Here is a 24720-nt window from a genome sequence, read left to right on the forward strand (position 1 = left end):
CGCCAGGATCGACCTACGATGGCAGTTTTGGCCTCAGGAAACGCTTCTCTAACCCAAGCAGTTAACGTTCCGCGACCGGGATACCCCAAGGCCTGCATGGTCGCAGCGATGCAGCGATGCAGCGATCATGATTGTAGTAATGCTCCAGCGCCGCCTGCTTCTGGGCCGCAGAATATTTTGGCACCCTTGCCGCACAACCCGCACGCAAGTCGCGGTACCGCTCATACTCACGGCACCAGCCTTTCAGGGCATTTTTGGTGGGGTAACCCAGCTGATGAATGGTCGCCTTAACTCGTTTGCCGAGCTTGAGATACAACTCGACTGCTCGGATTCTATCTGCGTAGGAATACATGAACGACCTCCTGGGAGTCCAAGTTTTCGTCCGCATCCCCCCGCATCCCCAGGGGGTCACTTCTCAGAGCGGCAATCAACAATCTGCCTCCTATAGGTTCACCATATCCGAAATTCCATCTGTCAGAACATTGTTCTTTTAATGGACAGGTGGGCAAATTTTTGCCACCCTGCAGCCATCGGCATTGATGAAGCAGGGTGGCGGTACCTGACCGACCATTCCGCACCGGTTAGGAAGTAAATGATGGAATTCACGAGATTGAACCCGGTGACGGGCGAAGTGGCCTCGTCGGCGGTGGCGATGCAGGCGGGCGAGATGGCGGGAATCGCGGCGCGTGCTGCGGCGGCCCAGCCTGCTTGGGGCGCCATGGGCCCGAATGCCCGCCGCGCGGTGCTGCAAAAGGCGGCCGATGCGCTGGCGGCCAAGAAGGATGAGTTCGTCGCCGCGATGATGGGCGAGATCGGTGCGACCGCCGGTTGGGCGATGTTCAACCTTGGCCTTGCCGTCAGCATGGTGCGCGAAGCCGCCAGCCTAACCACCCAGATTTCGGGCGAAGTGATCCCCTCGGACAAGCCCGGCTGCCTTGCCATGGCGCTGCGCGAACCGGTGGGCGTGATCCTGGGCATTGCGCCGTGGAATGCGCCGATCATCCTTGGCGTGCGCGCGATTGCCACGCCTTTGGCCTGCGGCAATGCGGTGATTTTGAAGGCTTCGGAACAGTGCCCGCGCACCCATGCGCTGATTATCGAAGCCTTTGCCGAGGCCGGTTTCCCCGAAGGCGTGGTCAATGTTGTGACCAATGCGCCTGCCGATGCCGCCGATGTCGTGGGCGCGCTGATCGACGCGCCTGAGGTCAAGCGCATCAATTTTACCGGCAGCACCGCCGTTGGCCGCATCATCGCCAAGCGCGCGGCCGAGCATCTCAAGCCCTGCCTGCTTGAACTGGGCGGCAAGGCGCCTTTGGTGATCTGTGCGGACGCGGACCTTGACGAGGCGGTCAAGGCGGCCGCTTTCGGGGCCTATATGAACCAAGGCCAGATCTGCATGTCGACCGAGCGGATCATCGTGGTGGATGCCGTGGCCGATGAATTCGCGGCCAAATTCGCCGCCAAGGTCAAGACCTTGACTGCCGGTGATCCGCGTCTGGGCAACACGCCGCTGGGCGGGGTGGTCGATGCCAAAACGGTGGCGCATTGCCTTTCGCTGGTGGACGATGCCGTGGCCAAGGGCGCGACCCTGCTGACCGGCGGGGAAACCACGCTCAACGTCGTGATGCCCGCGCATCTGGTCGACAAGGTGACGCCGGACATGAAGCTGTTCCGCGATGAAAGCTTTGGCCCCGTCGTCGGCATCATCCGCGCGCGCGATGAAGCGCACGCGATCGAGCTGGCCAATGACACCGAATATGGCCTGTCGGCTGCGGTCTTCACCAAGGACATCGCCAAGGGCCTGCGTCTGGCCAAGCAGATCAAGAGCGGCATCTGCCACATCAACGGCGCGACCGTCCATGACGAGGCCCAGATGCCCTTCGGCGGCGTCGGCGCCTCCGGCTATGGCCGCTTCGGCGGGCGCCAGGGCATCGACAGCTTCACCGAAACCCGCTGGATCACGGTGGAAACCCAAGACGGGCATTTCCCCATCTGACCCACGATTGACCAAAAATTCATATAAAATCAGAGGATTTCATGCCCCATTATCCCGAACTCGCCATGGTAATTGCCGGAGAGCGCATCGGCATCGACCATCGCGCCACCTTCACCGTCCGCAACCCGGCCACCGGCGATGCGCTGGGGCATTTGCCCCTTGCCGATACCGCCGATCTTGATCGCGCGCTCGAAGCCGCCGCGCGCGGGTTTGCCCTGTGGCGCCATGCAAGCGCAGCGCAAAGAGCCGAAGTGCTGCAAGGCGCCGCCGCCCTCATGCTGGAACGCAAGGAGGAATTGGCATGGGTCGCGACGCAGGAACAGGGCAAAACATTGGCCGAGGCGCGGGTCGAAGTGATGATGAATGTCGAACTCTTCCGCTTCTATGCGGGCGAAGTTCATCGCCTCTATGGTCGCCAACTGGTGCGCCCCGCCGGGATGCGTTCGACCGTGGTGCATGAGCCGGTGGGGCCGGTGGCCGCCTTTGCGCCGTGGAATTTTCCGCTGGGCAATCCGGGGCGCAAACTGGCCGCGCCGATTGCGGCGGGGTGCAGCGTCATCCTGAAAGCTGCCGAAGAAACGCCCGCCTCGGCGCTGGGCGTGCTGCAATGCCTCTATGATGCGGGCTTGCCCGGCGATGTGGCGCAGGCGGTGTTTGGCGATCCGGCGCAGGTGTCGGACTATCTCCTCGCCTCGCCCGTCATCCGCAAGCTCAGCTTCACGGGATCGACCGCCATCGGCAAGCATTTGATGAAACTGGCCGCCAATGATCTGAAGCGCACGACGATGGAGCTGGGCGGACATGGGCCGGTGCTGGTGTTCGGCGATGTCGATCTGGAAGAAGTTCTCGACAAGGTCGTACCGCATAAATTCCGCAATGCCGGACAGGTCTGCGTCGCGCCCACGCGCTTTATCGTCGAGGATGCAATCTATGACCGCTTCGTCGCCGGTTTCGCGCAAAGGGCGGCGGCCATCCGCGTCGGTCCGGGCTGGCACGATGGCGTGCAGATGGGGCCGATGGCCAATCCGCGCCGTCCCGAAGCGATGGAAAAGCTGGTGGGTGATGCGGTCTCGCGCGGGGGCCGGTTGGTCACAGGCGGGGCAAGGATCGGCAATCAGGGCTGTTTCTTTGCCCCCACCGTGCTGGCCGATACGCCGCTGGATGCCGAGATCATGCAGGAGGAGCCCTTTGGCCCGGTCGCGCTGATCAACCGATACGCCGATGAAGCCGCGATGATCGCCGAGGCCAACCGCCTGCCCTATGGCCTTGCCGCCTATGCCTGGACGCAGGATTATCGCCGCCATCGCCGTCTGGCCGCCGAACTGGAAACCGGGATGTTGGCGATCAACACGACCACGATCGGTGCGGCCGATGCGCCCTTTGGCGGGGTGAAATGGTCGGGTCACGGCCATGAAGACGGCCCGGAAGGCTTGCAGGCTTGCCTTGTCACCAAGACCATCCACGAGGGATGAGGCAAATCGGCGCCGGAGGGATCATCCCTTCCGGCGCCGAACCCGTCAGTCGAAGCGCCGCGCGAAACGGGCGAACAGGCCGCCGTCGCGCAGCAGCGCTATCTGTCCCGCCGAACCGACATCGGCCCGCGAGGGAAAGCGGCGCGCCCCTTCGCCCGGCGTGTCGATCTCGATGATCAGGTCGCGCTGGTCTGGGCTCAGCCTTTCGATGCCAAGGATCGCAATCCGGCTATTGGCGCGAACCAGCGCCACCGCATCCTGATCCCACACAATCGGCAGCACGCCCATCGCCACCAGATTGGCGCGGTGGATCCGTTCAAAACTGCGCGCGATCACTGCCCGGATGCCCAGCAGCGCGGTCCCTTTGGCCGCCCAGTCGCGCGCCGATCCGGTGCCGTAACGCTCCCCGGCAAAGACCAGCAGCGGCGCGCCCTGCTCGACATAGGCCAGCGCCGCCTCGAACACGGAGCTTTCCACGCCGTGCGGCCCCGGCGCCCGATTGCCCGGTGCGTCCGCCAGATAGTTGATCAACCGGGCATTGTCGAAAGTCCCGCGCAGCATCACACGGTCATTGGCACGCCTTTCGCCATAGCTGCCCGGATTGTCCTGTCCATGCGCGCGCAGCCATGCGGCAGCGGGCGACGAGGCAGCGATCCTGCCGATGGGTGAGATATGATCGGTGGTCACATTGTCGCCCAGCACCAGCAACGTCCGCGCGCCATGCAGGTCGCCGGTCAGACCACCGTTCGCGCTGCTGAAAAAGGGCGGGGGCAGCACCATGGTCGAGGCCGGGTCCCACGGGAATTGCGCGCCATCGGGGGCCTCAAGATCCGCCCATGTCCGGTCCACTGATGGCATCTCCACCCTATCGGGCAGAGTTTGCAAAACCGCTGCCACCTCGGCCACGTCGGGCCAGAGATCGCGCAGAAACACCGGCGCGCCGTCGCGATCCGTGCCCAAAGCATCCTGCGCCAGATTGACGCCCATCCGCCCCGCCAGCGCGGCGGCCACCACCAGCGGCGGCGAGGCGAGATAATTGGCCCGAATGGCGGGATGGATGCGGTTTTCAAAATTACGATTGCCCGACAGGACCGCCGCCAGCAGATGCCCCTCGCCCGCCTCCGGCTTGAGATCGCCCGAATTGCCGACGCAGGTGGTGCAGCCAAAGCCGACCACATGAAAACCCAGCGCATCAAGGCTTTCCTGCAATCCGGCCTGCTCCAGCATAGCCGCAATGCGCGGCGATCCGGGGGCCAGCGAGGTTTTGACCCAGGGCGGAACGGACAGGCCGCGCGCCACCGCCTTTTGCGCGACCAGACCCGCAGCCACCATCAGCGCGGGATTGGCCGTGTTGGTGCAACTGGTGATCGCGGCCACGGCGGTGAGAGCGTCCTCCTCCTGCGGGAAATGTTCGCGCAAGGATGCCGGAACCGCCGCGAGCGGCACGATCTGCTGCGGCCTGCTGGGCCCGGCCATCACGGGTTCCACCTTATTTAGATCGAGGGTCAGGCGCCGCGAATAGCGTCGTGTCGGCCCGGCATCGCGCCACAGGCCGGTTGCGCGCGCATAGGCTTCGTAATCCTCCACCGGGCGGCCCATTGCGGCCATATAGGCCAACGTTGCCCCATCCACCGGAAACAGCGCGGCCGTCGCGCCATATTCGGGGCACATATTGGCCACCGCCGCCCGATCGGGCAGGCTCAGATAATCGAGCGCGGGGCCGGAAAACTCGACGATCTGATCCACCACATCGGCCTCGCGCAGGCGCGCGGTGATGAAGAGCGCGGCATCTGTGGCGGTCACGCCTTGGGCCAATCGCCCCTCCAGCCGCACCTCGGCCACGCGCGGCAGCGGAATAGGCACCGACGCACCCAGCGCGGCCAGTTCCGCCTCAATCCCGCCCACGCCCCAGCCCAGCACGCCCAGCGCATTGACCATAGTGGTATGGCTGTCGGTGCCGATCACGGTTTCGGCCATCCATCGGCTTTCATGGCGGACGCATCCGCTGGTCAGGCGTTCCAGATTGATCTGGTGACAGATGCCTTGTCCGGGCGGCACGATGGCCAGGCGATCAAAGGCGCGCTCGGCCCATTTGAAGAAGCGGTAGCGTTCGCCGTTGCGGGCATATTCCAGCGCCAGATTGCGCGCGGCGGCATCGGGCGAGCCGCTGTGATCGACATGGACCGAATGGTCGATCACCAGATCGATGGGGATGGCCGCATCGACCGCTTCCGGCGCAAACCCACGCGCGGCGGCATGGTCGCGCAGCGCCGCCAGATCGGCAAGCGCGGCAACGCCTGCTGTATCCTGCATCAGGATGCGCGAGGGGCGAAAGGGGATCTCCGCCTCCACCGCGCCATGGTCGAGCCAATCCCGGAAATGGGCGACATAGGGCGCGGGATCGGCCTCATGGGCCAGAATGTTTTCCAGCAGGATGACCAGCGAGCGCGGCAGAGCGGCCAACGCCGCCCGGTCGGCATCATGGAGACGCGAAAGCATGGGATCAGGCCGCCGCGATTTTGGCGCGCAAGGCCCGCAGGCTGCCCCCGGTCTTGATCTTGCCGGGCAGCGGATGGCCCACGATGCTTTCGGCCAGACGCGCGCATTCGGCCAGTTTTTCAAGGTCTATGCCGGTTTCGATGCCCAGTTCCTCGCACAGGAACACGAAATCCTCGGTGGCGATATTGCCCGCCGCCCCGCCATGCGCGGCAAAGGGGCATCCCCCCAGCCCGCCCACCGCCGCATCATAATGGCGCACGCCCATCTCCAATCCGGCCATCGCATTGGCAATGCCCAGCCCGCGCGTGTCATGCAGATGGAGCGAGAGTTCGAGATCAGGCCAGCGTTCACGCACCGCTCCCACCACGCGGCGGATACGCTCGGGCGTGGCCCATGCCATCGTGTCGCCAAGACCCATCAGGCTCAGGTTCTCGCCATGATCGGCCGCGATGGAGAGCATATCGCCCACCAGCCCCACCACTCGGGCCGGATCGACATCGCCCTCGAAATTGCAGCCAAAGGCGGCGGTGACAAAACCGGTGCGCACCGGAATGCCATGGGCCTGATACATGGCGATCAGCGCAGGCTGGGCCTCACGCTGCTGTTCGGGCGTGCGGTTCTGGTTGCGCTGGAGAAAGACGTTGGAGGCGTAGAGCGTCAGCTTGCCTTCCAGATCGAGCCGCCCGGTGGCAATCGCCCGCTCCAGCCCGCGCTGGTTCAGCCACAACCCGCTGTAGCGCACCCCCGCGCGCGGCGTCATGCCCGCCACCACGGCCTCGGCGTCGGCCATGCCCGGCACCTTTTGCGGATGGACAAAGGAGGTCACCTGAATAAGACCAACGCCTGTATCGGAAAGCGCATCGACCAGCCTGATCTTGTCGGCGGTGGGGATCGGGGCGCGCTCGATCTGAAAGCCTTCGCGCGGGCCTTCCTCCTTGATGAAAACGCGGGGGGGCAGGTTGGTCATTTTTGTTCTCCCGAAACGGAAATGGAGCAAAAGCGAGCGGGGCCATTGACATTTCGCACCTTTGTTCTGCTATACAGAACATGAGTACAAACGAGTGCAAGGCGGGACCGAAACATGAATTCAAAGCCTGGGGTGGCGGCGGTTGATCGCGCGCTGGATATTCTCGAAGCCTTCCGCGCGGGCAAACCGGTGCTGACACTGGCCGAGATCGCGCGGATCACCGGGCTTTACAAAAGCACGATCCTGCGCCTGCTGGGCAGCCTTGAACGCTATGGCTTTGTCTGGCAGCGCCCGGACGGCACCTATCAACTGGGCGCCAGCCTGCTGTCCTTTGCCTCGGTATTTCAGGATTCCTTCGACCTGCGCCAGTTTGTTGAACCGGTGCTCGAACAACTGGTGACAGATACCTCGGAAAGCGCGACGTTTTACATCCGCGACGGCGAGGATCTGGTCTGCCTGTTCCGCGCCGATGGCAGCAATGTGGTGCGCGATTACAGCGTGCGCCCCGGTTCGCGCCGCGAATTGAACAAGGGCGCGGCCAGCGTGACCCTGCTGCAATTCGACGCGGGATTGCGCGCGCCCATCACGCGCGAGGCGATGGTGGTCGTCTCGGTGGGCAATGTCGATCTGGACATGGCGGCGATCGGCGTGCCGGTGTTCGGCGCCAATGGGGTTCTGCAGGGCGCGATCACCCTGTCCGGCCCCAGCCTGCGCTTTACGCAGGAGCATGTCGCGCGGCTCGCCCCCGTGGCGGTGGAGGCCGCGATTGGCCTGTCGCTGCGGCTGGGGGCAACGCCGGGCCTGCTGCCCCCTCTGACCGCCGAATAAAGCCGCCATGGCTCAAATCGCCCCGCTGGCCCTAAGGTGGTCCAGCGCGGCCTGATCGCGGCCCAGTTCGCCATAGATCCGCGCGTTATGCTGCCCCAGCCAAGGCGGGGGGCAGCGCGCAGCGGGCTGACTGTCGGCAAGATCAAAGCCCGCGCGCACCACGCGCACGCCGCCGAAATCGGCCTCGGGCATGGCGATATCCTGCACCAGATCACGCGCCGCGATCTGCGGATGGGCCAGAATTTCCGGCACGGTCAGGATGCGCCCCGCCGGAATGCCATGGGCGTTAAACAGGCTTTCCCACTCCTGCGCCGTTTTTGCGGCCAGCGCCTGTTCCAGTTCGGCATTGATCGCGGCGCGGTTGGCCTTGCGTGTCTCGCGCTCGGCAAAGCGCGGGTCGGTGGCCAATTCCGGCCGCCCGACCAGTTCGCACAGTTTCTCGAACTGCTCCTGCTTGTTGGCGGCAATGTTGATCGGCCCGTCGGCGCAGCGGAAGGCGCCCGATGGCGCGGCGGTCATGTTCTGATTGCCGATGGGCCGCGCCTCGACCCCGGCGATCAGGTAATTGGACACTGCCCAGCCCATGGCCGACAGCGTGGCGTCCAGCATCGACAGGTCGATAAAGGCCCCCTCGCCCGTCCGCCCGCGCTTGACCAGCGCGCTGACCACCGCAAAACCCGCTGCCATCCCGCCCAGCGTATCGCACAGCGGATAGCCCACGCGCAAAGGCGCAGTATCGGCGTCCCCGGTGATGCTCATGACGCCTGACATGCCCTGCACGATCTGGTCATAGGCCGGATTGCCCGCCAGCGGCCCGTTCTGGCCAAAGCCGGAAATCGCGCAGTAGATCAGCCCCGGATTGGCCGCGCGCAACGCTTCATGGCCAAAGCCCAGCCGGTCCATCACGCCGGGGCGGAAGTTTTCGACCAGTACATCGGCGCTGGCCACCAGATCGCGGAACAGCGCCTTGCCCTCGGGGTGTTTCAGATCAACGGTCACCGACAGTTTCCCCGCGTTCTGCGCGAGGAAACTGGTGCCCATCAATTGCCCGTTGAGCGCGGGCGAGGCGCCCAACTTGCGCGCCAGATCGCCGTCCTTCGGTTTCTCGACCTTGATGACCTCGGCCCCCAGCAATGCCATTTGATACGTGGCATAGGGGCCGGAGAGAATATTGGTCAGATCGAGAACCCGGATGCCCGACAGCAGATCGGCGGGGGGCCGCTGCGAGGATTGGCTCACCGCTCAGATCTCCGCCGTGTTCACATCATAGCGATAGAGCCAGTCATAGCGGTCGCGGATCGGATCGCGGCTCCATTCGCTCTCCATATAGGCAACCGCGCCCTCTTCGGTGGCCAGCGCCGATTCATGGAAACGGGCGGTGTTTTCCTTGGCCCCGCGCACCATGGCGCTGGTCCGCTCGACGCGGGCCTGTTCATAGCGGTGCAGCGCCTCGACCGGATCGGCATATTTGTCGAGGCAGCGGCCCAGCACGACACCGTCCTCGATCGACATGACGGCGCCTTGGGCAAGGAAGGGCAGCGTGGCATGGCAGGCATCGCCCAGCAAAGTGGCGCGACCGACGCTCCACGTCTGGCGCGGGGCGCGTTCCATGAACGCCCATTTCATCACCGAGGGCGCGGCCTGAATCAGCGTCTGCACATCCTCGTGCCATCCGGCAAAATCGCGGGCGCATTCCTCGTTCGAGCCTTGCGTGTACCAGCTTTCCACCTGCCAGTCGTTGCGCTCGATGGTGCCGATCATGTTCATCAGCTTGCCGCCGCGCAGGGGATAGTTGACCAGATGGCCGCCCGGCCCGATCCAGGTCCAGCCCAGCATGTCGCGCAACCGTTCGGGCAGGCGCTCCATGGGGATAACCGCGCGCCAGGCGATCATGCCGGTGAACTGCGCCTCATCATCGCCGAACAGGCAGCGGCGCACGGTGGATTTCACCCCGTCGGCACCCACAAGCAGGTCGCCCTGCGCATTTGTGCCATCGGCAAAATGCAGGGTCACGCCGTCCTCGCGCACGTCAATATTGCTGACCGCCTTGGCCAGATGGACCGCGTCGGGCTTGATCGCGCGCACCGCGTCGATCAGCGTGGCCAGCAGATCGGGGCGATAGACCGTCAGATAGGGATAGCCATATTTCTCGACCGCCTGGGGGCCAAGGTCGAACATCGGCCATGCGCGGCCCGTGTTCCACAGGCGGAATTCCTTGCGGCGCGGCGCGCAGGAGGCGGCCTTGAGCGTTTCGAACACACCCAGCGCATCCAGGGCGCGCGAACCATTGGGGCTGATCTGGACGCCTGCGCCCACTTCGCCCAGTTCGGGGGCCTGTTCATAGACCTCGACATCATAGCCCCGGCGCAGCAGCGACAGGGCCGCCGCCATGCCCCCGATACCGCCGCCCGCAATCAGCACTTTGAGAGATTGTGTCATATATGCTCCCCAAACTTATGAATTCTTGAAAGGAATGGTGCGGATCAATCGGCCTCGCAGCGCAGCCAGTCGAAGGCGGCCATCACCGGCGCATCCGAAACCTTGAGCAGCAGCGCGTCGCTTTGCGCGCGATGGCGATAGGGTCGCCATGCGGGGATCGCGATCGTGTCGCCAAAACTCCAATTGAAGGTCTGGCCGTCGATTTCGGTCCGGCCATGGCCTTCGACCACGGCGTAGATGATGTTGGCCGTGGTGCGGCATCGCGCGGTTTCCCGCCCGGCGATCAGCCTTTGCATATCCAGCCGGATCGTCTTGAGCGCCGGATCGCCCAGTTGCACCGAGGCATGGGCATCATCCGCCGCCGGCGCCGTTTCGAGCCGCGCCAGCGTATCCTCGCGCCGAAAGGCCAGCGGCGAGCTGTCCACCGGCGCGGGATCAGGCTCGACCCCATCGGGATGCGGCTGATAGAACATCGGTTCGAGCAGATGGACCAGCGGAACGTCGAGAAAATCCATCCAGTAGCAATCGTCCGGCCCGACATTGTCATGCGAATGCCACGCCCATGAAGGCGTCAGCAGCACATCACCCGGCCGCATCTCCACCTGATGCCCGTCGACCACGGTATAGGTCCCCCGCCCTTCAAGGATCAGGCGCAGAGCGTTGGGCGTGTGGCGATGGGCGCGGGCGGTCTCGCCGGGGCGGATCATCTGATAGGCGGCCACCATCGAGCGCAGCGTCGCATAGACATTGCCCTCTACCGGATTGAACATGGTCAGATTGCGCCGCTCGGCCTTGTCCGTGCCGATCAGCTCGCCCGCGCGGGCCAGGATCGGCTTCACATCGCCATAGCGCCATTGGAAGGGCTGGAAATTGGCGCGCGGCTCACTCCACAGCGCGGGGAAACGGCGATGCCAGCCCCCTTCCATGTTGAGCGCGGTGAAGGCGGCGTAAAGGTCATCGAGCGTGGCAATGTCGGCCATGATGCCCTCAATTCTGCTTGATGATGGGGGGAACATAGGCCGCGGCGAAAACCTCGCTCGCCCCTTCAGTGCCCTGCACCACGTCCACGGTCATTTCGCCAAGGCGGGTGATGGAGATGCGCACCTTGTCGCCATCGACGATGGGAGCGACACCCTGTGGCGTGCCGGTGGCGATGATGTCGCCCGGCTGCAGCGTCATCACCGCCGAAGCCGTCTCGATCATGCCGGGAATGTCGAGCACCAGATCGCGCGTATTGGCATGCTGGCGCAGCTCGTCATTGACCCAGAGGTTCATTTCGAGATTGTCGGGATCGGGCACTTCATCCGCCGTGGTGATCCACGGGCCGACCGGGCAGAATGTGTCATAGGCCTTGCGGAACACGCGCTCTTCGCGGCCACGCACCACCATGTCCATCAGGCAGGCATAGCCGAACACCGCCTCGCGCCAGTTTTCACGCGGGACCGAGCGGCAGGTCTTGCCGATGATGATGCCCAGTTCGGCCTCATGATGCACCTCGCGCCCCGGCACATGGGGCAGGACAACCGGATCGTTCGGACCCGAAACCGAAGAGGAAGGCTTGAGGAAAAAGCCCTGATTGGTGGCGCGATAGGTGGCCTGCATTTCGCGGCCATGGGCGTGATAGTTCACCGGATAGGCGATGACCTTGTTGGGCCATGGCACCGGGGTTTCCAGCCGCACATCGGCCAGAGCTTTGCGCGGAGCAGTGGCCAGCGCGGCCTCGATGCGGGGGCGCAGGATGGCGAAATCGCGGATCAGCACCAGCGGGCCTACCGGGGGCCATTGTGCGGGATCAACCCGGCAAACCTCTGTCACATCGGCGATTTCATCGCCCACACAGACCCCGATCCGGCCACCATCAAATCTTGCGAGACGCATTGGCAATTCCTAGTTCTGTCTAAAAGAACGATGTTCTTTTTATAAACGAGTCGATGATGAAATCAACTGTATTCACGATCACAAAAAGGTGATTTTCTCCGCTCGCCCCATCGGGCGCGGCCAAGCAAAAGGGCGCGCGAAAGCGGATCGCGCGCCCTTTCCCGTCACCCCTTTGCCGGGGTATCAGCCGTTAGAATTTGGCGCGCACACGGGCGCCCCACGTGCGCGGCGGCGCAATGTCATGGCCATTGTAATTGGCGATGAAGGGATATTGCTGGGTGCCCGTGTAAACGGCGGTATTGCCGATGTTGCGGACAAAGGCCTGAACCGAGAAACGGTCGCCCGGCGCGTAATAGGTCAGGCTGGCGTTGAACAGGGCATAGGCATCGGCCCGCGCATTCTCGACAAATTCGGCAGAGAGCCAGCGCGAGGAAGCAAAGCTCATATCCGGCGTGAATTCCACCCGCGCGCCATCCTTCAGGTCAAACGTGTGGGTGTAATTGACATTGCCCGAGAACTTGGGCGTGCGCGGCAATTGGAAGCCGTTGCAATTGACCGTCCAATAGCCGATCCGCGCATTGCCGCCCGGAATGGCGCTCACGCCGCAGGTGGTCGTCGGATCGGGGCTGGCCGAACGATAGACCTGATAGGAGAAGTCCTTGTACTTGCTCTCGGTATATTCGACGCCGACATGGAAGGAGTCATTCATCGTCGGACGCAGCGTGGCCTCCAGCGTGATGCCCTTGGCCACAGCCTTGCCTGCGTTGAACAGCGAGGAAACCTGCGCGCCGCCGCGATCGAGCTGCGAGAAATTCTCCTGCCGGTTCTTGTAGTCCATATAGAACAATTCGGCGTTGATCAGCAGCAGGCGGCCAAAGAAGCGGTTCTTCGAACCGATCGTATAGGCGGTCACATCCTCGGGCTTATACGGGTCGATGTCGGCATTCGACTGGCCGCCCGATTTGAAGCCGGTGACGACGCTGGCATAGAGCATATTCTGGGGCGCCACGTCAAATTCGACGCCTGCCTTGTAATTCAGTCGCTTGGCCGAATAGGTGCCCTTCACCCATGTACCCGACGAGGTCAGGATCTCGCAGGAGCCGCCGATGGCCGTGCCGCCCGTGGGACAGGCAAGGCTGCCCGCGATGGCATAGCGATGGCCGTCCACGGACTTGGTTTCGTCGGTATAGCGCAGGCCCGCCGTGGCGCGGAAACGGCTGGTCAGCGAATAGGTCGCCTCGCCAAAGGCGGCATAGGCGCGGGTGTTCAGCTTGGCGATAAAGGCGGTGTCAGAGGCGCGGCCGAGGCGGACGGCATTGTAGCTGTCCTGATCCTCGTTGAAATAATAGCCGCCGATCACCCATTTGACGCGATTGTCGGCATGGCCAAGGCGCACTTCCAGCGTCTGGCCTTCCGAGACGGACGGCGCGCCGGTGAAATAATTGTTCGTGCCGAAATAGAGCGCGGGCATGACCAGCGAGTCCTGCGTCACGCGCTGATAGGCCGGGATCACGGTCAGCACGGCCGGACCAAGGTTCCAGTCGATATGGCCGTTGATGCCCAGCACATCGACGTTCTGATAGACCTTGCTGGTGTCGAGCGGATAGATGCCCGGAGGCGCGGTCACGCTGCCGATCAGGGTGTTGAGCGACTGGTTGATCGAGGTCCAGCGATTGGCCGGGATGATCGGCTGGGGATTAGTGATGCCCGGCGCGTTGGGGGCGGTCGGTTCATAAACCACCTTGCCCGGACCGCGACCGCCCAGATGCTGATAATTTACGCCCAGACGCAGGGTCAGCGCCTCGGTCGGCTGGGCCTTCACCTGAAGGCGCAGCGCGTGATGCTTGTCATCATCGGTGCCGTCGGTGATATAACCATCGCGCGAGACGCCCTGGAACGAGGCGCGCACGGCCACCTTCTCGCCAAGCGGGATGTTGACCGCGCCTTCGGCATTATAGCCGTTGTAATTCTGGAAACCGGCGCTGACATAGCCCTCGAACTGGCCCAGCTTGGGCTGGACGGGGATGATGTTGAGCGCGCCGCCCGTGGCGTTGCGGCCATAGAGCGTGCCCTGCGGGCCCTTCAGCACTTCGACGCGTTCGAGGTCATAGAAAGTGGCGGCGACAAACTGGCTGCGCGCGGCGAACACGCCGTCATAGGCCTGCGCCACGGCAGGATTGGAATAGCCGGTGGTCGAAAAATCGCCCGCGCCGCGGATATAGACCTGAATCGCACTGCCACCCTGCGTGATCTGAACGCCGGGCGAAAGGCGGGCCAGGTCGGTGGCCTGCGCCACGCCCGCGCGGTTCAGCGTTTCGGCGGACAGCACGTCGATGGAAACGGCGGTCTTTTGCGCGCTTTCCTTGCGGAATTGGGCCGTTACAACGATTTCGTCATTGGACGGAGCCGGCGGCGCTTCGGCGGCCTGGGCCACGGCGGGCAACAAGGCGCTGGCCGCAACGCCCAGCAGGAACATCGCCGCGCGATCGCAACGTTTCATCTCAATCCTCCCCAATCATTTCATGGTTATCACAATTCGGCTTCACCAGAAGGAGCGGCTTTAGTCGCGTTCTTTCTGATGGAATGCCATTCTTATAAAATGCGATTCACGCCCTGTCAATCAAAGATGATTACACGTGTATTCACTCTCAATCCGCTGATTCACAGCAATTTTATCCTTTTCACGCCATATCTGGACAGCCTGCCCGAGTCACGATAGAACATCATTCTATTTTCAGCGCGACTCCCCCAACGCGCCTTTGGGAGACGATGACATGACAACATTCCCCGACGTTCCGGCCTTCACCGGCTTCAACACCCCCTCGCGGGTCGAGGCGAACGTCCATGACCTTGATGTGCGCGGCACGATCCCGCCCGAAATGGACGGCTGCTTCTATCGCGTTCAGCCCGAGCATCAGTTTCCGCCGCTGCTGGGCAATGACATCGCGTTTAACGGCGACGGCATGATCTCGATGTTCCGCTTCAAGAACGGCCGCGTCGATTTCACCCAGCGCTGGGCCAAAACCGACAAGTGGAAGCTGGAGAATGAGGCCGGGCGGGCGCTGTTCGGCGCCTATCGCAATCCATTGACCGATGATGAAAGCGTCAAGGGCAAGATCCGCGGCACGGCCAACACCAATGCCTATATCCACGGCGGGCGGCTCTATGCGCTGAAAGAGGACAGCCCCGCGCTGGTGATGGACCCGGTCAGCCTTGAGACGCAGGGCTACACCGATTTTGACGGGCGGATGAAGGGCGAGACCTTCACCGCCCATCCCAAGACCGACCCGGCCACGGGCAACATGTGCGGCTTTGGCTATGCCTCCAAGGGCCTGCTGACCCGCGATATGACCTATTACGAAATCAGCCCCGAGGGCGAGCTGCTCTATGACGTGTGGTTCGAGGTGCCCTATTATTGCATGATGCATGATTTCGCGATCACGCCCGATTATGCGCTGTTTTCGGTGATGCCGATGACCAGCAGTTGGGAGCGCCTGAAGGCAGGCAAACCCCATTTCGGTTTTGATACCTCGCAGCCCACCTATTTGGCCGTGATGCCCCGCAAGGCCGGTACCACCGCGCAGGACATCCGCTGGTTCAAGGGCGGCAATTGCTTCACCGCCCATGTGATGAACGCGCATCAGGACGGGACAAAGCTGCATCTCGACCTGCCCGTGGCGGCCAATAACATGATGCCCTTCTTCCCGGACATCAACGACGCGCCCTTCGATCCGGTGGCAGGCGCAACCTATCTGACGCGCTGGAGCGTCGATCTTGCGCAGAATGAGGAGGAATACCGATCCGAGCGCTTGTCGGACATGATCGGCGAATTTCCCCGCATCGATGATCGCTTCACCGGGCAAAAGAACCGCTATGGCTGGATGGTCGTTATCGACCCTTCCCAGCCGGTCGAGCTCAAAGGCGGCAGCGCGGGCGGCTGGGTGATGAACACGCTGGGCTTCGTCGATCTGGAAAGCAGGACCGAGCAGAAATGGTGGTGCGGGCCAGTCTCCTCGATCCAGGAACCCTGCTTCGTCCCCCGCCCCGGTTCTGAGCGCGAAGGTGACGGTTGGATCGTCATGGTCTGCAACCGCCTTGAAAACCGCAGCAGCGACCTGCTGATCTTCGAGGCCACCAATATCACGGCAGGGCCCATCGCCACCATCGCCATCCCGGTGCGTCTGCGCTTCGGCCTGCATGGCAATTGGGCCGAGGCGAGCGCGGTGAAGGCTTTGGAAGAAGCTTGAATTATGGGGAAGAGCGGGGGCTTGGCTCTCGCTCTTTTTCTTGGGGAAGGATGCCTCCGGCGGGCAAAGGGACTTGTCCCTTTGCAGTCCCGTTAATGGGGTGGCGCTTGATTGGCGGGGACGTATGAAATGCTGAAAGCCTGCGGCGCGGCAAACTCGTGCTTGTTTGCGCCGCAGGCTTTAAAATTTCAGAGACTGGGACATCAACCTTGGCTGCCACCTTCACGCAGCATAGACAGTAACGGGATTGCAAAGGGTCGAGACCCTTTGCCCGCCGGAGGCCCCCTTAATATCCTTACCCCTCGATCCCCCGGCAAACCATATCGGCCAGCATCCCCACCGCCTCATTCCAGTCGAGCGAGGCCAGATCGAAACCCATCACCCCGGCCAGACGCTCACCGCGCGCGAGGGGATAGATATAAACGCCCAGCACCACATTCATGGCCAGGAAGAAGCGCGCCTCGTTGAGGTCGGGCAGACATTGGCGCAGCAGGCCGATCACCCGTCGCCGGACCGGCTCGGCCAGTTGGCGGGTAATGACACGGGCCTCATCGGACGGGTCGACCAGAGCGAGGCTGTAGATCCGGTGGCTTTTTTGTACATCGGCGCCCTCGCCCAGCATGGCCGAACCGAAGAAGGTGGCGATCACGGCGCGGGCCGAGATCTCGCCCGAGGCTTCGAGCGCATCGAAGCCGGCGTTTTGCGCGACGTGGATCGGGTCAAAATGGCGCCGGAAAACCTCGGTGAACAATTCCTGCTTGCCGCTCCAGTTGCGGCTGAGCGAGGCAAGGCTGGTGCCCGCCCGCGCGGCAATGGCGCGGATGGTGCAGCGGTCATAACCGCTTTCGATAAATTGATCGTCGGCCGCGATCAGAAACCGATCGCGGCTGCTGCCTTCAGGCGTTTCAGCCATCCACGCTGACCCGGCCATAGCGCCCATCGACATAGACCAGCGGTTCGCCGCCGTCCACGATCACTCTTTCCACCAAACCCGTCACCACCCTATGGCTCCCGAAATCCGCTGTCTGTTCAACGCGGCACAGGATAGTGGCAACGCAGGATTCCACAAGCGGCAGCCCGCCCTCGATCCGCCAGTCCAGCGTATCAAAGCGGCGGTCGGGCGGCGTGGTGACGAAGGCGTTGCAGGCGGCGGCCTGATCGGCGGCCAGAATATTGACCACGAACCGCCCATTGCTCTCCAAAGGCGGGAGCAGGGAGGCGGTACGGTTTATCGCCAGCAGCAGCGAGGGCGGCTCCATGCTCAGCGACATGAAGGCCGTCATCGCGATGCCGCAGGGCGCGCCCGCGCCGTCCAGCGTGGTGACCAGAGCCACCCCGCTGGCCAGCAGGCGCATGGCGGCGCGGAAGTCTCCTTCCAGCGCCGCGATCACCTCGCCGTCTATTGTCGGCCCGCTCATTTCCAGTCCACATTGGGCATCGCGCCCGACTTGGCCAGAAATTCGCGCACCTGACCCCATTCACCGTCGCGCTGGGCGTACATGTGGTCGCCGATGCGCGCGCGGCCCTGACTGGTCAGATAGAACATTTCGTAGAGTTCAATGCGGCTGCCCAGCGCCGAACCGGCAAAGTCCCATGCCGTGCGCATGATGCTGGCGCGCTGCTCGGCGCTCATGCCTGCCGAGCCGGGCAGATATTTGCGCAGCATATCGCCGATCTCCGGGTTTTCGAACAGCGCCAGCGAAGGCGTGCAGAGCAGGTTGTGCGAACCGATAGCCCGGATGATCTGGTTCACCCGCGTCATCCAGCCCGGCATCACGCAGCGCAGCACCGAGAGGTCGCGATGCGGGAAGAAGGCCCCCGCGCCCCAGTCATGTGCACGCGCCTCGGCCGCCACGATGGCCGAACGCGTCAGCGAGAGATAGGCGTGGATCTCGCCCAGCATTTCGGCCGCATCGGGGCGGGCGATGCTGTTCGACACCTTCAGAATACTCGAACACAGGTCATAGGCGAATTCCAGCTTCACCATCGCGCGGATCGCCGTCTGCTGCAGCGTGTTGCCCGGCGAAACGCCCTGGTTGAGGTTGTTGTAAACGTTGAGATCGCCTTCGCAGAACACGCGCTCATAGGGCACTTCTACATCGTCAAAGATGACAAAGGCGTCCTGTTCGTCAAAGCGCGACGAGAAAGGCGCGTCCTGAATGCTGGCATTGGTGCCGTAATGGTCGCGGCAGATCTGGATCACGCCCTTGGTGTTGACCGGAATCGAGAAGATCAGCGCATAATCTTCACCGCCCGACGGAATCGGCGACGAGGAATAAACGTAAAGTTCATCGGCAAGCGGCCCCAGCGTGGCGAGAACCTTGCCGCCGCGCACGATGATGCCGTTTTCATTGCGGCCCACCACGCGCAGCGTCAGATCGGTGTTCATTCCCGCCAGATCGCCCACGCTCTTGTCGATATTGGCATGGACGATGGTGTGGGTCATCGAAAGGTCGCCCTCGATCACCTCGCGGTGGAATTTCTTCAGGCGTTCATAGCCCTCCGGCTTGCCCCGCGCCCAGATGTCGGCGCGCGCGGTATGGCCCGAGAGCACCACGTTCACATAGTCGGGCGTGCGGCCCAACATACCGTTGGAATAACGCGCCAGACGCTCCAGGCCACGATGGCGGATCGCCAGATCCTCGGCGCTTTTGGGCAGCATCAGGCTGACGCTCATCTTTTCGCCCGACCGTTCCGGGTCGGGAATCAGGCAATCCTCGGCATAGGTGTGCTGCCAATCGAAATAGCCGGCCATGCCGTCGACCGACCCGGCAAGGCGCGGATCATTCGCCACATCAACCTTGCCATCGCCCAGATAAACCACCCGGTTATCCTTCAGCCCAGCCTTATATTCGGCCCCTGTGCGAGCAGCCATTGCATCTTCTCCCAAGACGTGGAAACAAGTGTATTCACGAATCGTCAAATGCTCAATGAAACACCATTCTGTCAAGTGGAACTTTGGGCATTGACGACAGGTGGCGCCGTTCATAGAATGGTGTTCTATTTTTAACGCCTCCGATCATGAGAGGTGCAAACACTTGGGAGAAGCGTTTCATGTCAGCCGCGATTGCGCCCGCTGTGCCGGATCTTGCCGCGCTGTCCTCGGCGCGCGAATGCTTTGCCGCCTTGCTCGGAGCTGAGGGCGTGGTGGAGAATGGCGGCCGCCAGCGCGCCTTCCACGATCCGTTTGAAGGCCCCTCAGCCCATGGCCATCAGCCCGCGCTGGTTGTTCAACCGGCCAATGTCGAGCAGGTTCAGGCCGCCCTGCGCGTAGCCGCCGAAAGGGGCCTCCACGTCTGGACATCGTCCAAAGGGCGCAATTACGGCTATGGCGGTTCGGCGCCGGTTGCCGATGGCGCGGTGGTGATCAACCTCTCGCGGATGAACCGGATTCTCGACATTGACGCCACCCACGGCACCGCTGTGATCGAACCAGGCGTCAGCTTTGCCGATCTCTATGCCGCGCTGCGAAGGGACGATATTCCCCTGATGATGTCCGTGCCCGATCTGGGCTGGGGCAGCATCATCGGCAATGCGCTGGAGCATGGCATCGGCTATAACGTGATGGGCGATCATGCCTCGGCCCTGTGCGGGATGGAGGTGGTGCTGCCCGATGGCTCGCTGCTGCGCACAGGCCAAGGCGCCCTGCCCGACAGTCCGCTGTGGCATCGGCACAGGCGGGGCTTTGGCCCGGCGGTCGATGATCTGTTCAAACAGTCGAATCTGGGCATCGTCACCAAGGCCGGGCTGCATCTGATGCCCCGCCCCGAAGTGATGGCCACCGGCACGATCCGCTGCGAGGCCGAGGGGGACATCGTGCCCCTGATCGCCATGGTGCGCCGCCTGCTGCAATCGGGCGTGCTTCAGGGCGTGCCGATGCTGGTTTCCTCGCCGCCCATGGCCACAGGATCGGGCGAAGGGCGCTTTACCGCCGAAAACCTGCGCCAAGTGCTGCGGCCCGGTCGCTGGAATTTGCGCTTCGGCCTTTACGGCCATGAAGCGCTGGTTTCCGCCCGCCGCGCTGTGCTGGAGCGCGAAGTGGCCGCCATCCCCGGCGCGGTGATGGAGCTGCGCCAATATGCGGGCGATGCCGGTCCCGAGGATGTCGAACCGCGCGACCTGATCGCCGCCGGAATCCCCAATCAGGTGCTGCTCGACCGGCTGAAAGGCGTGTTTGGCGACAGTTTCGGCCATATGGATTTTTCGCCGGTTCTGCCCATTGATGCCGATTACGCCCGCCGCACGGAAGCCCTGCTGGGTGAGACCATGGCGCGCCATGGCCTGATCGGCGCCTTCGGCCTGCTCTGCTTCCCGCGCAGTATGGTCAGCGCCAGTCTGGTGATGTTTGATGCCGCCGATCAGGCCCGAGTCGATACCGCCCGCATGGCGGTGCGCCATCTGTGCGATGAAGTGGCGACATGGGGCTGCGCGCCCTATCGCGCCCATGTCGCACTGGTCGATCATGTGCAGGACAAATTCGCCTTTGGCCAAAACGCGATGGCCCGTTTCTACACCACGCTCAAGGATGCGCTGGACCCGGCGGGCCTGTTGGCGCCGGGCAACCACGGCATCTGGGCCGGCGGGCAGCGCGGGGCGTCATGACCAAAGGCCAAATAGAAAAATCATTCGATTATAAAAACATATGGGATGGGCAGCAAGCATGTGCCACCCCCCGAGGAGAAAGACCATGAGTGGAGAGCGAATCTCCGTTGCCCAGGCGCACCGTCTGGCGCGCATGAATATCATCGCCGGATTCCTCGTGTGGGGCATCGCCTTGGCGGGCGTGTCGATGATGATGCCCGTGATGTACAACTCCATTCTGGAATCGATGCATTGGACCATTGGCGAAACCACGCGCTTCATGGCCATCAAATCGGCCACATCGGCGATGGGCGGCTTGGTGGCGGGGCCGCTGCTGGTGCGTGTGGGGGCCAAGAAAGTGCTGTTGCCCTCGGTCTTTGTTATCGGGATTGCCACCAGCCTGCTCTATTTCGCCCATTCGCTGCCGTTTTACTATGCCTTGGCCGCCGTATCGGGGGTCTGTTCGGTGTGGAGCGTGATCGCCATTCAGGTGACGCTGGCCCGCTGGTATTCGGCCAGCCTTGGCCGCAACACCGGCTTTGCCATGCTGGGCGGGGCACTGGCCGGATTTATCGTGCCGATGAGCACGCGCATGGGCGTTACCCATTTCGGATGGCACGCCACGGCGGGCGCGGCGGGGCTGATCGTGCTGGTTCTGGTGGGCCTGTCGATCTCGCTGCTGGTGCATGAAACGCCCGAGGCCTATGGCTATACCGCCGATGAACTGGACCCCGGCAAGGGGCGCCCGAGCGGCGGCCTGCCCGATCTGGGCGAGGATTTCGCCTCGTTCCGCAAGACGACGCAATTCTGGATGCTGATTCTGGCCACCGCGATGTCGGGCGTGATCAGCAACGGGATCAATGAATATATCCCGCTCTTCATTGAAAAACACACCACGCTGGGCGCGACGGTGGCGGCGCTGGGCTTTACCATCGTCATGCTGATTTCCGGGCTGGGCAAGATCCTGTTCGGCTGGGTGTTCGACCGGCTCTCGACCAAGGGTGTGGCGCTGTGCTGGGCGCTGTGCGGCGTGGCGGCGCTGGCCACCTTCCCGCTGGCCGGTTATGCCACTTTCCTTGCCTTCACCATCCTGCGCGGCGTTTCGCATGGCGGGGTGATCGTTCAGGCGCCGGTGCTGGCGCGCCATATCTATGGGGTGCGGGCGCTGCCACAGGTCATCTCGCTGCTGACGGCGGCCTTCCATCTGGGCGCGGCGGCCGGGATCGTGGCCATCGGCGCGGGCGTGGACAAAACCGGCGGCTTTACCGTTCCCTTCATCGTGGTGGCGGCCGTGGCCTTTGTGGCGGCGGGCATCGGCTGGCAATTCCATCCGCGCCACTGGGCCGGCCAACAGGCCGCCGCCAAGGCGTGAAAGGAGAAGCCATGTCGATCCAGTTGCCCCATGGCATGAATGCCGCAGCCTTTGACAAGGCGCTGGCCGATTTCCGCCGCGCGCTTGGCGATCAATGGGTGCTCTCGGGCGAAGAGGACCGCCAGACCTATATCGACCCCTATGCGATGGGCGATGGGCTGGACCATGATTGCAGCGCGATCCTTGCCCCTTCGACGGTGGAGGAGGTGCAGGCCATCATCCGCATCGCCAATCAGCACAAGACCCCGCTCTGGCCGGTCAGCCGGGGCAAGAATCTGGGCTATGGCGCCTCTTCGCCCAAGGAGAAAGGCGACCTCATCCTCGACCTTTCGCGGATGAATCGCATTCTGGATGTGAACGAGAAACAGGCATCCTGTCTGATCGAACCGGGCGTGGGCTATTTCGACCTGTTCCGCCATCTGCGCCAACATGCCCCCTCGCTGTGGATGAGCGTGCCGGGCAATTCTTGGGGCAGCGTGATCGGCAATGCGCTGGATCGCGGCATCGGCTACACCCCCTTTGGCGACCATTGCGAAACGCTGTGCGGACTGGAGGTGGTGATGCCCGATGGCTCGCTGCTGCGCACAGGCATGGGGGCGATGCAGGGCGCCAAGGGCTGGCAGAGCTATAAATACGGCTATGGCCCCGGCTGGGACCAGATGTTCATGCAATCGAACCTTGGCGTGGTGGTAAAGGCGGGTGTCTGGCTGCAACCGGAACCGGAAATGACGGCCAAGATCACGCTGGCCCTGCCCCGGTTCGATGATGCGGAATGGGCGCTCGACATCCTGTGCGACCTGCGCCGCCGTGACATCATCCAGCATAATATCGTGTTCGGGTCGCCCGTGCGCGCAGCCTCGACCATGTCGCAGCGCGCCGATTGGTATGATGGCCCCGGCGCCCTGCCCGACAGCGTTTCGGAAAAGATGATGGCCAAGCTGGGCCTTGGTTGGTGGAACGCCAAGATCAGCCTGTTTGGCGATGAGGGCAGCGTGATGGCGCAGGTCGCGCTGATCCGCCGCCTGTTCGAACCGCGTCTGGGCAGCGCGCTGCAGTTCGAGATCTGGAAACGCGGCGATCCGCTGGAAAAATCGGCCACCGGCATTCCCACCACGATGGGGCTGCAATCGGTCAACTGGTATGGCGGGCGCGGCGGGCATCTCAGCTTTGCCCCGGTCCTGCCGCAGGACGGTGCGATGGCGCTGGCCTATGCCAAGAAGATCAAGGCCTATTATGAAGAGGTCGGGCAGGATTATTACGCCAGCTTCACCATCGGCCGCCGCCATATCAACAATGTCAGCCTGATCCTTTACAACCGCGATGAGCCGGAAGCCATCGCGCGGGTGGACAAGCTCTATCGCCACCTGCTCAAGGAGGCCGCCGCCAGCGGCTTTGGCGAATATCGCGGCCATATTTCCTATATGGACGAGGTGGCCGCCACCTATGACTTTGCCGATGGCGCGCTGGCGCGGCTCAACAACCGCGTCAAATCCGCGCTGGACCCCAACAACATCATCGCGCCGGGCCGCAACGGTATCGGCAGCCGCGCCCAAGGGGGAGACCGGCCATGATCCGCATCCTTGCCTTTATCCTCGGGCTTGTCCTTGCCCTGGCGCTGATCGCCATGCCCGCCGACGCGCAAAGCCCGGCAGCGCCGCAGAAAACAGCCCCAAAATCGGCAAACGCCACGCCCATCGCCACCACCGCGCTGGGGGCGATCACTTACGGCGCGCAATCGGCCAATCCGGGCGAAAAACTGTTCGGCCAGAAATGCGCCTTTTGCCATATCGGCCCCAGCACCGGAAAATTCATGCTGGCCCGCCGCGTGCCCAAGGGACAGGCCGAATTGCCCGACCGGCGCGATCTGACCGCCGATTATGTCAAGGCCGTGGTGCGCAACGGTCTGGTCAACATGCCCACTTTTACCCGCGTGGAGCTGACCGACCGGGAATTGGCGCAGGTGGCCGACTGGCTGGCGCGAAAGGGCCGGAAATGAGCGGGGTGGCTGTGAACCGCCGCGCCGTGCTGGGGGCCATGGCTGTGTTGCCGGGTCTGGCCATGGCGCCGCGCGCGCAGGCCGCCGCCGGGTTTCATTTCATCCTCGACGCGCTCCTGCCCGAAGCCGCCGCGATCCGGGCAAGGGCCGATGCCGCAGGCCACCCCTGCGCCCATCCTGCGGGCGAGATCATCCGCCTATTGCTGAGCGAAGAAGGCCACCAAATGGCGGGCACGATCATCGGCCTGACAACCTACAGCGATTACGTGCTGGCCCGCGACATGCTGCGGATGCGAGGCCGCCGGATGCGCGCGCCCCATGCCCTTCCCGGCGGCGATGTCGGCGACCCTCTGCTGGCCTCTTTGCGCGAAACCTGCGCGCGCCGCTGCGCCTCGCAGGCCACCTCCTTCCTCTGGCTGGCCTGAACGGCCGCCGACCCAAGGAA

Annotated in this window: 20 protein-coding genes; 9 read left to right on the forward strand and 11 right to left on the reverse strand. The window is 63.4% G+C overall.

Annotation, left to right across the window (positions count from 1 at the left end):
• Positions 1–61: 61 nt before the first annotated feature.
• Positions 62–352: a transposase gene (locus tag BGP00_RS01490; protein WP_292925684.1), complete on the reverse strand. Its 291-nt coding sequence runs from the start codon at positions 350–352 to the stop codon at positions 62–64.
• A 243-nt stretch (positions 353–595) separates the two neighbouring features.
• Between BGP00_RS01490 and BGP00_RS01495 the strand changes: the two genes are divergently transcribed.
• On the forward strand, positions 596–1996 hold the full coding sequence (locus BGP00_RS01495; protein ID WP_292925685.1) for an aldehyde dehydrogenase: 1401 nt from the start codon (positions 596–598) through the stop codon (positions 1994–1996).
• A gap of 41 nt (positions 1997–2037) precedes the next feature.
• A complete protein-coding gene (locus tag BGP00_RS01500) occupies positions 2038–3468 on the forward strand; it encodes an NAD-dependent succinate-semialdehyde dehydrogenase (RefSeq protein WP_292923018.1) in 1431 nt (476 codons plus the stop codon).
• A gap of 45 nt (positions 3469–3513) precedes the next feature.
• On the opposite strand, the gene acnA is transcribed toward BGP00_RS01500, so the two are convergent.
• Both acnA and BGP00_RS01510 read right to left on the reverse strand, forming a co-directional pair.
• A complete protein-coding gene (gene acnA / locus BGP00_RS01505) occupies positions 3514–5967 on the reverse strand; it encodes an aconitate hydratase AcnA (protein WP_292923016.1) in 2454 nt (817 codons plus the stop codon).
• A gap of 4 nt (positions 5968–5971) precedes the next feature.
• Entirely contained in the window at positions 5972–6934 is a 963-nt protein-coding gene (locus BGP00_RS01510; RefSeq protein WP_168601752.1) for a hydroxymethylglutaryl-CoA lyase, read from the reverse strand.
• A gap of 114 nt (positions 6935–7048) precedes the next feature.
• Here BGP00_RS01510 and BGP00_RS01515 point away from each other — a divergent pair, with 114 nt between their 5' ends.
• On the forward strand, positions 7049–7762 hold the full coding sequence (locus BGP00_RS01515; RefSeq protein ID WP_168601751.1) for an IclR family transcriptional regulator: 714 nt from the start codon (positions 7049–7051) through the stop codon (positions 7760–7762).
• 12 nt (positions 7763–7774) lie between these two features.
• On the opposite strand, the gene BGP00_RS01520 is transcribed toward BGP00_RS01515, so the two are convergent.
• The 5 genes from BGP00_RS01520 to BGP00_RS01540 all read right to left on the reverse strand — a co-directional run bounded on the left by BGP00_RS01520 (position 7775) and on the right by BGP00_RS01540 (position 14579).
• The gene (locus BGP00_RS01520; RefSeq protein WP_292923012.1) at positions 7775–9001 is read right to left on the reverse strand and encodes a CoA transferase; all 1227 of its coding nucleotides are present in this window, start codon (positions 8999–9001) and stop codon (positions 7775–7777) included.
• 3 nt (positions 9002–9004) lie between these two features.
• A complete protein-coding gene (locus BGP00_RS01525; protein WP_292923010.1) occupies positions 9005–10201 on the reverse strand; it encodes an FAD-dependent monooxygenase in 1197 nt (398 codons plus the stop codon).
• 44 nt (positions 10202–10245) lie between these two features.
• Positions 10246–11181, reverse strand: coding sequence for a cupin domain-containing protein (locus tag BGP00_RS01530; protein WP_292923008.1), 936 nt, complete (start codon positions 11179–11181; stop codon positions 10246–10248).
• Positions 11182–11188: 7 nt separating this feature from the next.
• A complete protein-coding gene (locus BGP00_RS01535; protein WP_292923006.1) occupies positions 11189–12079 on the reverse strand; it encodes a fumarylacetoacetate hydrolase family protein in 891 nt (296 codons plus the stop codon).
• A gap of 190 nt (positions 12080–12269) precedes the next feature.
• Positions 12270–14579, reverse strand: a complete 2310-nt coding sequence (locus BGP00_RS01540; protein ID WP_292923004.1) for a TonB-dependent receptor — start codon at positions 14577–14579, stop codon at positions 12270–12272.
• Between the two features lie 274 nt (positions 14580–14853).
• Here BGP00_RS01540 and BGP00_RS01545 point away from each other — a divergent pair, with 274 nt between their 5' ends.
• The gene (locus BGP00_RS01545) at positions 14854–16326 is read left to right on the forward strand and encodes a carotenoid oxygenase family protein (protein WP_292923002.1); all 1473 of its coding nucleotides are present in this window, start codon (positions 14854–14856) and stop codon (positions 16324–16326) included.
• Between the two features lie 295 nt (positions 16327–16621).
• On the opposite strand, the gene BGP00_RS01550 is transcribed toward BGP00_RS01545, so the two are convergent.
• Genes BGP00_RS01550 through BGP00_RS01560 form a run of 3 tightly spaced genes read right to left on the reverse strand, consistent with a single transcriptional unit; the run spans position 16622 to position 19201 of the window.
• Positions 16622–17239, reverse strand: a complete 618-nt coding sequence (locus BGP00_RS01550; RefSeq protein ID WP_168601745.1) for a TetR/AcrR family transcriptional regulator — start codon at positions 17237–17239, stop codon at positions 16622–16624.
• Positions 17232–17744 (reverse strand): flavin reductase family protein, encoded by a 513-nt coding sequence (locus BGP00_RS01555; protein WP_292923000.1) that lies wholly within the window; start codon positions 17742–17744, stop codon positions 17232–17234. The genes BGP00_RS01550 and BGP00_RS01555 overlap by 8 nt, the downstream gene beginning before the upstream one ends.
• Positions 17741–19201: a 4-hydroxyphenylacetate 3-hydroxylase N-terminal domain-containing protein gene (locus tag BGP00_RS01560; RefSeq protein ID WP_168601743.1), complete on the reverse strand. Its 1461-nt coding sequence runs from the start codon at positions 19199–19201 to the stop codon at positions 17741–17743. Before BGP00_RS01560 ends, BGP00_RS01555 begins: the two co-directional genes overlap by 4 nt.
• A 179-nt stretch (positions 19202–19380) precedes the next feature.
• Between BGP00_RS01560 and BGP00_RS01565 the strand changes: the two genes are divergently transcribed.
• The 5 genes from BGP00_RS01565 to BGP00_RS01585 all read left to right on the forward strand — a co-directional run bounded on the left by BGP00_RS01565 (position 19381) and on the right by BGP00_RS01585 (position 24700).
• Positions 19381–20928 carry an FAD-binding oxidoreductase gene (locus tag BGP00_RS01565; RefSeq protein WP_292922997.1) on the forward strand — a complete coding sequence of 516 codons (1548 nt, stop codon included), beginning with the start codon at positions 19381–19383 and terminating at the stop codon, positions 20926–20928.
• 85 nt (positions 20929–21013) lie between these two features.
• A complete protein-coding gene (locus BGP00_RS01570; RefSeq protein ID WP_292922995.1) occupies positions 21014–22279 on the forward strand; it encodes an MFS transporter in 1266 nt (421 codons plus the stop codon).
• An 11-nt stretch (positions 22280–22290) separates the two neighbouring features.
• Positions 22291–23850 carry an FAD-binding oxidoreductase gene (locus tag BGP00_RS01575; protein ID WP_292922993.1) on the forward strand — a complete coding sequence of 520 codons (1560 nt, stop codon included), beginning with the start codon at positions 22291–22293 and terminating at the stop codon, positions 23848–23850.
• Complete coding sequence (locus BGP00_RS01580) at positions 23847–24275, forward strand: cytochrome c (protein WP_292922991.1); 429 nt, start codon at positions 23847–23849, stop codon at positions 24273–24275. Before BGP00_RS01575 ends, BGP00_RS01580 begins: the two co-directional genes overlap by 4 nt.
• A complete protein-coding gene (locus BGP00_RS01585; protein ID WP_292922989.1) occupies positions 24272–24700 on the forward strand; it encodes a hypothetical protein in 429 nt (142 codons plus the stop codon). The genes BGP00_RS01580 and BGP00_RS01585 overlap by 4 nt, the downstream gene beginning before the upstream one ends.
• Positions 24701–24720 lie beyond the last annotated feature (20 nt).

It is taken from the genome of Novosphingobium sp. 63-713 (assembly GCF_001898925.1).
In the GTDB taxonomy this organism is placed as follows: domain Bacteria; phylum Pseudomonadota; class Alphaproteobacteria; order Sphingomonadales; family Sphingomonadaceae; genus Novosphingobium.